Below are 9388 nucleotides of genomic sequence, written 5' to 3'. Positions count from 1 at the left end.
AGCCGTTGCAGCTCGCGCACCTGCGTCTCTAAGGCGCGGTACTCGGACGCCGGCACCACTTCCTCGCCGGCTGCCGCGGCGGTCAACGCGCCCTGGTTCATCAGCCTGCGCCACGTGAAGACCTGGCTGCCGCTGATGCCATGCTGCCGGGCGACGAGCGACACGCTCATGCCGGGCAAATACGTCTCCTCGACGATCCGGACCTTCTCTTCCGGTGTCCATCGCCTCCGGCGCTGAACACCGGAAAGGACCTCGCCGTCATTGTAACGCCTGGTCGTACCGTCAGTCATATGCCTCACTCTTATCCAAGGGCGAGATCCTGTCAGGTCATTTAGGGGGCCACCTCACGCGGCCGCATGATGAGGTGGTGGAGCCTCCACCCGTGATTATGTGCGAAAGGCCGGCTGAGGTCGGCTAGGTCCGCGGCATCGGTGTCATGCTCGAAGCGTGGACGCACGCTGCTCGCTATGTCCGGTCGTTCGCTCATGCGGCATTGCGGTTGGCTTGCTTAAATACGCGATGAACGAATGGCATAAGCTGGGACATCATCCACTTGAGATAAGGGAACGAAAGTGGGTCTTCTATTTTGAGTGCTTTTGTAAGGCGCGCCCGCACGATGGCGATCCGAACCGTAGCGCGCGAGAGATTTTGGCCGTGCGGTCGGCAGCTACAGTCCTGCCGCGTCGATGGCGGCAGCAAGCTCCGCATCGATCCGGTCATCGCCGCGCGGCGTAAGCCTGTTCAGTGCGGTCCGGACACGTACCTGGGCCACCTGCAGCGTCTTGTGCCGCACCTCGCGTGTCGCGTTGGTCCGCCACGAGGGACTCTCTCCGAGAAGAGCGGCCCATTTGGCTTCTTCCGCGGCTAGAATGGCGACTGCCAGGCGCAGACCGTCGCGTCGCCCTCGGGCGTAGTCGTCGGAGGCGACGTCACGCGGCATCGGCGACGGTGTCCATAGGAATATTGATCGGTTGGGCTGACAGACAGTCGAGCCCCAGCGCGGACGCGGGCACGATCCTCAGTTCACGACCGTCAGCTATCGCCCTAGCTGCGCGACGGTAGGCGGTGCTCCCGAGCACGGATCGTCCAAAAGGCTGACGTGCCGCAACGACCAGCATGGTCGTTGTGAGCCCAACCGATGAGTGGATCGTGCCGCCCTGAGCGGCAATCGCACGCGCCAGCGCGCCGTCTCTGTGTTCGCCCAGAAGCGCGACCTTCTCGCCTGCAAGCCGTCCGTCCAATGCAGGCCTCGGCGCCGGGCCGGGCTGGCGTGGCGGTGCCATCCAGTCGGCAAGCGACAGGCCGGTATGCTCGATCGCCCGGACGATCACCCAACCGGCGGCGCGTGCATCGCTGAGCGCATCGTGGTGACGGTGTGGCACGCCAAGGAAACGGGCGAGACCGCCTAGACGATGGTTGTCGAGGTCGGGCCAGGCGCGCCGGGCGATGCGTACGCTGTCGAGCCAGCGGGTCTCGATCGTTGGCTGATCGTGGACGCGGCATGCGGCGGCGAGCGCCCCCTTGTCGAAAAGCGAATGGGCGACGGTGATACGTCCTGTCAGGTGCCGATCGATAACGCCGTGGACGTGTGCAAAGGTCGGCTGACCCATCACGTGATCGGCCGTGATCCCGTGGACGCGAATGTTGCCCGCATGAAACTCGTCGCACGGGTCAAGCAGCGTCTCCCACGCAAAGATTTCGCGTCCGTCGCGGAAGCCGACCACGCCCACCTGACATATGCTGCTGACGCGGGAGCACGCGGTCTCAACGTCGATCACGACGAAGTCGGGCGCGGGGTCATCACCGACTGGCGCCATCATCGAAGCTGGCTGTCCTTGCTGCCCCGGCGGTTGAACGCGGAAGCAAGCGGACGGTCGCGGCCGCTCTGGCAAGTGACGCAGGTTCCCACGCCCGGGATCGCGCGGCGACGGCCCTCAGGTATATCGTCACCGCAGATTACGCAGAACGGCTCGCTATCTCCGGTCGGCATACTGGCGCGGGCGGCAAGTACCGCGTCCGCCACCGTGTCGTCGATCTGATCCTGTACCGCACCGTCGCGCGTCCATCCGCCTGCCATTGTTCCTCTCCAGCGAACCTCTCTCAGTAATATGGGTAGAGAACTGGGTCGGGTCTACCTGGCTGAATGAGTGGCCGAAACTGGAGAGCCGAAAGCGATCCGTGAACGGCCGGAACTGGGTCAGAAGGTTCCAGAACGGGGATGTGCAGTCACACGGTGAGCCTTCCAACCGACGCCCTTGATCGTCTCGCCGTCCACAATGCCTTGGAAGCTGCGGCCCCCTGCGGAAAAGTGGATGCGGTTGCCGCTGAGCACGCCACTCGTGAGCGTCTCGACCCGGCCCACGCGGCTCAGCGTGCCACCGAGAATCTGGAAGTCCTGGTTCATCGACAGTTGGGCGCCGTCGTCCAAAACCCACTCGCCGGCGACTGGGGCAGGCACTCGCCAAAGGTAGAGGTTTGATCCGCTGACCTAGTCCGTGACGTCCGGCGCCCAGTCGGCCATGTCGAACGCATGGCTGACGATGCGGGTGCCGGGGGGCAGTTCGCGCAACAGGCGCGGTCGCAGCCGCAGGTTGACCCGAGGCAGCAGGAACATCGTTACGACTGTGTTGCCTGTTAGCGGCGTGGCGAACAGATCCTGGGCAACGAAGCGCGTGCGCTCGGCCACTCCTGCTGTCAGAGCGGCGGCTCGAGCCTCGCCGATTAGGACCGGGTCGATGTCGACGCCGGTACCCGATGCGCCCCGTCTGGCGGCAGCGATCAGGATGCGACCATCGCCGGTGCCGAGGTCCAGCACGCGGTCACCGGGGCCGACGGCCGCCATGTCCAGCATCCTGGCGATCACGGCCGGACGAGTGCCGAGATAGGGTACGTCGAGCGCAGGACCGTTACCGGTGAGCGCCGCCCACGAACACCTGGCAACGGCCGGTGACAGGCAGCGCGCACCCAGCGCCACACTACCGCTGGCCAGAAGCGTCAGGCAGAGTGCGGCGACGGTCGAACGGCGAGACATTCGCGGTTGCGTATCGCCGGTGGTCCAATGGGGCTAGTGCCCTCGACGATCCATCGCGCCTCGTCATCCCGCCGACGCATCAAGACCATTGGCGCGAACGTCCGGCGTCTACTGTCTCGTCGGCGGGGTTCGTACCAGCAGCAGAAGCAGCCCACCGAGGGCGAGCACGACCACGCCGACCAAGGCGCTCGCCCCCGTGTAGGCGATGCTGGAGTACAGGAGGTAGGCGCTCGTCGCGCAGAATAGCGAAGGTATCAGCGGGTAGAGCGGCACACGGAAGCAGCCAGGCGGCGGCGGTGCGCGGCGTCGGAGGACGAAGACCGCCGCGCCTACCATGAGGAGGAAGAACCAGAAGACCGGGGCGGTGTACTCGACGACCGCGCTGAATCCATCGCGGCCGAAGGTGGCGCCTGCCACGAGGATCACGGCGATCGCCCCCTGAAGAAGCACGGCGTTCCCCGGTGTGTCGCGCGTGGCGCTCCAGCGACCGAGCCAGCACAGGCGGGGAAAGGCCCTGCCCAGCGCATAGCTGGTGCGCGCACCGGTAATGACGGTGGCGTTGGCCGATGTGAGGGCGGCAATCGCAATGATCAGGCTGATCAACGCCGCGCCCGCGGGACCGAAAGCCCGCGCCATCACGTCGGCAGCCACTGCCTCGCTACCCGCCACCCCGTCGAGCCCGAGCGCCCGCAGGTAGGCCCAGTTCACCAGCACATAGAGCAGGGTGACCAGCCCCAGCCCGGTCACCATCACCGGAGCCATGCGACGACGCGCATCCCTCAGTTCGGCCGATATGTAGGCGACTTCGCTCCACCCGCCGTAGGTCAGCAATACGAAGACGAGGACCAGGCCCAGCGATCCCTCCCGCTCTGCGCGGGGCAAGCGGACGGCTTCGGGCGCGAAGAACAGCCCGGCGATGATGACGGCGACGAGACCCAGGACCTCGGCACAGGTCAACCAGAATTGCGTCCCTGCCCCTTGCCGGATACCGAGCCAGTTGAGGCCGCTAAGTCCGATCACCAGCGCGGCGGCATAAACGCTGCTCGCATTGGGACCGGCTGGCCACAGCGCCGCGAGATAGTCGCCGAACACATAGGCGAGCAGCGCTAGCGATCCGGTCTGGATGACGGTGAGCCGTGCCCAGCCGTAGAGGAACGCCAGATTGCGACCGAATGCCAGTTCCAAAAAGTGGAAGTCACCGCCCGCGTTTGGATGGGAGGACGCGAGTTCCGCATAGCAGAGCGCACCAATGATCGAGAGCAGGCCGCCAAGCGCCCACGTGCCCAGAAACATCGCCTCGCTTGTGGCGGCTCCGGCGACCATTGCCGGAGCCCTGAAGATGCCTGCGCCTATGACGATGCCGATACACAGCGCCAGACCGTGTCGCATGCCGAGCGTCGGCCGCGGTGTCGCTAAGTGATCGTGGGTTGAGAGCGCGGTCTGGTCCATTCATCCTTGTGTAGCGCGCGTCAGCAATATGACACGAGTGTCGTTCGACGTAATCGTCGATCGGGTTCCAAGGCCATCTCCTTGTTCGATGAAGCGGCCGCCAAGGACGATCAACCGACGCGATCGCCACCCCCAGCCTAGGTGTTCAGTCCCGGCATTTGGAGGATCGGGTCGACGATGAATCGATCTGGCTCTGACGTCCAGATCTTGGCGATGTATTCATAAGGGGTGAGGCCGCAGAGCGTCTTGAGCCGGCGGGCGAAGTTGTAGGCGGCCATGAAGTCGGCGAGGTGCGTCCGGAGCTGGTCGTGGCTCTCATAGTGGAAGCGTTTGACAGTCGCCTCCTTGATGGTCCGGTTCATCCGTTCGACTTGTCCGTTGACCGCGAACTTGCTCGTGCGGTCTATGCCGACGAACAGGTAGAGCTTGCCTTCGGCAGTCTGCACCTCGGCGATATCGATGTGGAAGAAGCCGATTGGGTAACGCTTGAAGCGCTGGCGCTTGGGCTTGTCGCCTTCGACATCCGGCAGGCGGGAGATCCCGTGCCGCTGGAGGCAACGATGCAGCGCTGAGCGCGTCAGATGCGGAAGCGACGGTTGCAGGGCGTAGAGGCAGTCATCCAGCGGCAGCAGCGTGTGCCGCCGGAACGCCACAACAACTGCCTCCTCGGCTTCGGACAAGGTGGTGGAATGAGGGGCCTTCGGCCCGGTCTTCAGGTCCTCGACCGTCGCCCGCTTCCGCCTCTTCGCGACCGTCTTCGGGTTGATCCCCAGCTCACGGCTCAGCGTCGCGAGCGAAGCTTGCGATCGCTGTATTGCTGCTCGGACGGCGTGCGTGGTCGTGGCGCACCCATGACGTACCTGTCCCATACGGCTTCCTTCCATTCCAACGAAAGGATCGCACCATCAAACCGTGGGATCAAACACCTAGGGTCAGGACCCATTGATGTGGGGTCGCGATCTGATTCAGGCTCCGTGAGGAGACAGGGATGAGCGACCTGATTTGGCTGATGGCCAGCGGGGGAGCTGTCAAAGCAACGGGGTAGACCGACCGGAGGCCGAGTTTCTACCCCGTTTGCCTGCTGATGAGCAGGCAAACGGCAACCGATCTCAGAAACCACCGAGCAAGATCACAATACTGACAGCACGCTCAGCATAGTTCAGCGGTCTAACTTGTCTAAAACGACAGCGCTGAATCGAGGGCTGCCACGTTGGTCTGACAATGCCGTCCGGAAAACTTTCACTCAGCATGGATGAAAAAACCGGGAGGACGTCGAGCCCCTCAGCGCCGCTAATTACGTCGCTGTTAACCTTTTGGCTTTATCCTGCTTTGTCAGACCATCGCACATCATGGCGCTGGAAACGATCTGCCGGACATGTTGATGAGTGATAACCGATGCAAGGTGATCTCCACGGAAGGCCTCCTCACCCGCCTTCGCCAGAGCCGGCGCGGCAATACCTTGGTGATGGCCGCCGCGGCAATGGTGCCGCTGGCCGGCATGGTCGGTGGTGGCCTTGACCTCAGTCGCCTCTACTTGGTCAAAACGCGCCTTCAGCACGGCTGCGACGCCGGCGCGCTCGCCGGCCGCAAATCGATGGGCGCGGGCATTTGGACGCAAAGTGACAATGCCCCACTGAAGGCTGCCAACCTGTTCTTCGATGGCAACTTCGAGGACAATGCCTACGGCTCCAAGAACATACAGCGCAGTTTCACGGAGGCCGCTGGCAAGGTCAGCGGCCGCGCACAAGCCGACGTGCCGATGACGCTGATGAAGATCTTCTCCAAGCCAACGCAGACGCTGGTTGTTAGCTGCGATGCCGAGATGCGACTGCCCAACACCGACGTCATGTTTGTGCTGGATACGACGGGGTCGATGCAGGACGTGCCCAGTGGCGACACTTTGACAAAGCTGGACAGTCTCAAGGTCGCAGTGAAATGCTTCTACGAAATTGTTGCACGACTCGACACGGATGCCAACTGCACCACTGGAAATCCGAGTGGAGGCACCGGTAGTCAGGTACAGATCCGCTTCGGATTCGTTCCATATGCTACCAACGTTAACGTTGGCCGGCTGTTGAAGCCAGAATGGTTTGCTGACAGCTGGAAGTATCAAACCCGAAAAATCGATGGTCGGGAATCATCCGGAAGCTGGAAGTTGGACAGCTTCTACGAAGCCAAGCAGTACGACACCTGCATCAAGAAAGCCGATACGGATCTTCGTGAGTATCGGGTCGTAGGCCCCACCAGAACCTACAACGGAGTGACTTACGGACCATATTACTGCGTCCACGAATACCGTGATAAAAACGTCGTTCGCTGGAAGTATGATGAGCTGGCTGTAGATGTGAGTCTCTTGAAGAACGGCAGTAGTTGGAGAGGTAGCTTCCAATGGCCGCTCGCAAACGACGGTAGCAACCGAACCATCACCTGGGATGGCTGCATTGAGGAACGTCAGACCGTTCGAACGACCAACTTCTCGCCAATACCTGCCGGTGCAAAGGATCTGAACATAGACGAGGTCCCCAGCGATAATGCGACGCGCTGGGGCATGGTTCTACCCGGCGTGGTCTACACCCGCAATGGATCAGGCGGGTGGAACCTCAGCTCCAGCACCACCACGACAGACTATGGGAATCAGTCATATTACGCCTGCCCGACCGAGGCTCGCCTCCTGCAAGCTTGGCCGAATGCCACCGACTTCGACGATTACGTCGACAGCCTTAAGCCTGAAGGCAATACCTTTCATGATATCGGATTGATCTGGGGGGCCAGGCTTATGTCGCCTACCGGCCTGTTCAAGGCGGACAACGCGACTACGTCGAAGGGAGGCGACATCGAACGTCATATGATCTTCATGACCGACGGTGACGCGTGCACCGCCCCCGACAATTACACGGCTTACGGCGTGCTTTGGTTTGATCGTCGCCAGACACCCAAGGCTGACGTGCCCACCGGCGGCTGCACCGACACGGGAACGCTGACCGAACAGGTCAACCTGCGCACCGCGGCGATCTGCTCCGCAGTGAAAAACAAGAACATCACTTTGTGGGTGGTCGCATTTGGCACGCTCGCCCCCTCGACGGTCACTCGTCTGAAGGCATGCGCCACCTCGGGACGGTACTTCACCGCGACCAACGCGCCGCAGCTGCAAGCAACCTTCAAGTCAATTGCCGACCAGATCTCGCAGCTGAGGCTCACCTCGTGACGCGCGTTTTCTTCGCACCTCGCCTGCTCGGTGACCGCCGCGGCGCCACGATAGTGGAGTTCGCGATCATCGCGCCGACATTCCTGATGCTGCTGATCGGCGCGTTTGACCTCGCGCATCAGTTATACATGATCTCCGCCATGCAGGGCGCGGTCCAGAAGGCGGCCCGTGACTCCACGCTGGAGAACGGCGCCGACGCGGCATCACAGGCGAAGTTCGACGCCCGTGTAACGCGATCGATCTACAATCTTTCAAAGAGCGCAACGGTAAAGATTAATCGCAGATACTACCGCACCTTCCAGGATGCGTCACTTGCCGATCCGGAAAGCTGGACCGACACCAACAACAACAAGACCTGCGACGCCGGCGAGCCGTACCAGGACGAAAACAACAATAAGTTGTGGGATAAGGATGGCGGCGACGCGGGGCAGGGCAACGCCAAAGACCGCGTCGTCTACACCGTCTCGGCAAACTTCACCCGCATGTTCTACTGGAGGGCGCTCGGCATCGCGAAGACCTACACCACCGTGGCGCGTACCGTGCTCCAGAACCAGCCTTACTCCGATCAGCAGAGTTACAGCGCCGCTACCTTGAGGAACTGCCCATGACTGTTCGTCATGCCTCGCTCTTCACACTGCTGCGCTGCTTCGCTCAGCCCATTCTCACCGACCGACGCGGTGTGCAGCTCATCGAATTTGGTATTGCGCTCCCGCTGCTCACGACGCTGTCGCTCGCAGGAGCCGAACTGACCAATTATGCGACCACGCGAATGAGGGTCAGCGCGGTCGCCGTACATCTGGCAGACAATGCCGCTCGGATGGGCAGTGGCACGCTGCTCACCGCCAAGACGGTAACTGAGACCGACATCAACGACGTGCTGACCGGCGGAGGAATGCAGGGGGGCAATCTGGATCTGTACAATCGCGGTCGCGTCATCCTCAGCGACCTAGAACCGGTGACGAACCCGAACACCGACAATAAGTTTAAGATTGTCTGGCAGCGCTGCCGCGGCACCAAGACAACGCACGCTTCCGGCTTCGGCGTGGCGGGGGCCACTAATCTCTCCGGCATCGGACGCCTCAAAAAGTTTACGGCACAGGACAACAACGCCACGATGTTCGTTGAGGTCTACTACGAGTACAAGCCGCTAATCCGCACCTCGCTGTCACCCTCGACGACGATGGTGGAGATCGCAGCCATGTCGGTCCGCGACCGCCGCGACCTGACCCAAATCTACAATCCAAGCAACGCGCCCAAAGCTGCTTGCTGATGCTTTCGAAGCTCGAACATATCCAAGTGCAGGTAAATAAGACAAACTACGCCAGTCAGGCTTTATACTATGGTAATATCCGTGACCTCTGAACCATCTCTCCCGTTCACAAAGCACGCAAGCTTCATTCGATGCGGAGGCGTTGTGGTCAGCTTTACACGCGAGCAAGATATTATCTTCGACGCCTTGCTAAGCGCCGATAAAGATGGACTTTCAATTAGAGATATTGCTAGCGCGCTACATGGAACCGCATGTGTACCAAAAGTTGGTTCTATAAGGACGAATATTGGCTATGTGAGAAAACGACTTTTCCATTTGCCTGGACCGCGCTTCTCGATCGATTTCAACCACTCCACCAAACGATACGTGTTGAGCTGGTCTGATGTGACGAAACAAGCTGAAGCGGTTTAGTTTTGCCAATGAGACAAAAAAG

Annotated in this window: 11 protein-coding genes; 3 read left to right on the top strand and 8 right to left on the bottom strand. The window is 61.5% G+C overall.

The window, feature by feature from the left end:
• The 8 genes from BM145_RS14720 to BM145_RS14685 form a co-directional block, all read right to left on the bottom strand.
• The coding region (locus BM145_RS14720) for a transposase (protein ID WP_143090201.1) at positions 1-290 on the bottom strand (290 nt) is incomplete at its 3' end.
• A 377-nt stretch (positions 291-667) separates the two neighbouring features.
• Positions 668-940: a hypothetical protein gene (locus BM145_RS14715; RefSeq protein WP_093334421.1), complete on the bottom strand. Its 273-nt coding sequence runs from the start codon at positions 938-940 to the stop codon at positions 668-670.
• The gene (locus BM145_RS14710) at positions 930-1820 is read right to left on the bottom strand and encodes an exonuclease domain-containing protein (protein WP_245739383.1); all 891 of its coding nucleotides are present in this window, start codon (positions 1818-1820) and stop codon (positions 930-932) included. The genes BM145_RS14715 and BM145_RS14710 overlap by 11 nt, the downstream gene beginning before the upstream one ends.
• Positions 1817-2077, bottom strand: coding sequence for a DksA/TraR family C4-type zinc finger protein (locus tag BM145_RS14705; RefSeq protein WP_093334420.1), 261 nt, complete (start codon positions 2075-2077; stop codon positions 1817-1819). The genes BM145_RS14710 and BM145_RS14705 overlap by 4 nt, the downstream gene beginning before the upstream one ends.
• 120 nt (positions 2078-2197) lie before the next feature.
• Positions 2198-2428 carry a hypothetical protein gene (locus tag BM145_RS14700; RefSeq protein ID WP_143090200.1) on the bottom strand — a complete coding sequence of 77 codons (231 nt, stop codon included), beginning with the start codon at positions 2426-2428 and terminating at the stop codon, positions 2198-2200.
• A gap of 60 nt (positions 2429-2488) precedes the next feature.
• Positions 2489-3031, bottom strand: a complete 543-nt coding sequence (locus tag BM145_RS14695; RefSeq protein ID WP_093334418.1) for an SAM-dependent methyltransferase — start codon at positions 3029-3031, stop codon at positions 2489-2491.
• A gap of 108 nt (positions 3032-3139) precedes the next feature.
• Complete coding sequence (locus tag BM145_RS14690) at positions 3140-4480, bottom strand: APC family permease (protein ID WP_093334417.1); 1341 nt, start codon at positions 4478-4480, stop codon at positions 3140-3142.
• A 137-nt stretch (positions 4481-4617) separates the two neighbouring features.
• The gene (locus tag BM145_RS14685) at positions 4618-5349 is read right to left on the bottom strand and encodes an integrase core domain-containing protein (protein WP_093334416.1); all 732 of its coding nucleotides are present in this window, start codon (positions 5347-5349) and stop codon (positions 4618-4620) included.
• Between the two features lie 506 nt (positions 5350-5855).
• Here BM145_RS14685 and BM145_RS14680 point away from each other — a divergent pair.
• Genes BM145_RS14680 through BM145_RS14670 form a run of 3 tightly spaced genes read left to right on the top strand, consistent with a single transcriptional unit; the run spans position 5856 to position 8955 of the window.
• Complete coding sequence (locus BM145_RS14680; RefSeq protein ID WP_245739381.1) at positions 5856-7685, top strand: TadE/TadG family type IV pilus assembly protein; 1830 nt, start codon at positions 5856-5858, stop codon at positions 7683-7685.
• Complete coding sequence (locus BM145_RS14675) at positions 7682-8293, top strand: TadE/TadG family type IV pilus assembly protein (RefSeq protein WP_177200231.1); 612 nt, start codon at positions 7682-7684, stop codon at positions 8291-8293. Before BM145_RS14680 ends, BM145_RS14675 begins: the two co-directional genes overlap by 4 nt.
• Positions 8290-8955: a TadE/TadG family type IV pilus assembly protein gene (locus tag BM145_RS14670; protein ID WP_143090199.1), complete on the top strand. Its 666-nt coding sequence runs from the start codon at positions 8290-8292 to the stop codon at positions 8953-8955. The genes BM145_RS14675 and BM145_RS14670 overlap by 4 nt, the downstream gene beginning before the upstream one ends.
• Positions 8956-9388: the final 433 nt, after the last annotated feature.

The sequence above is a fragment of the Sphingomonas rubra genome (assembly GCF_900115745.1).
Lineage (GTDB): Bacteria > Pseudomonadota > Alphaproteobacteria > Sphingomonadales > Sphingomonadaceae > Sphingomonas > Sphingomonas rubra.
This window is presented reverse-complemented; position numbering and strand designations above follow the sequence as displayed.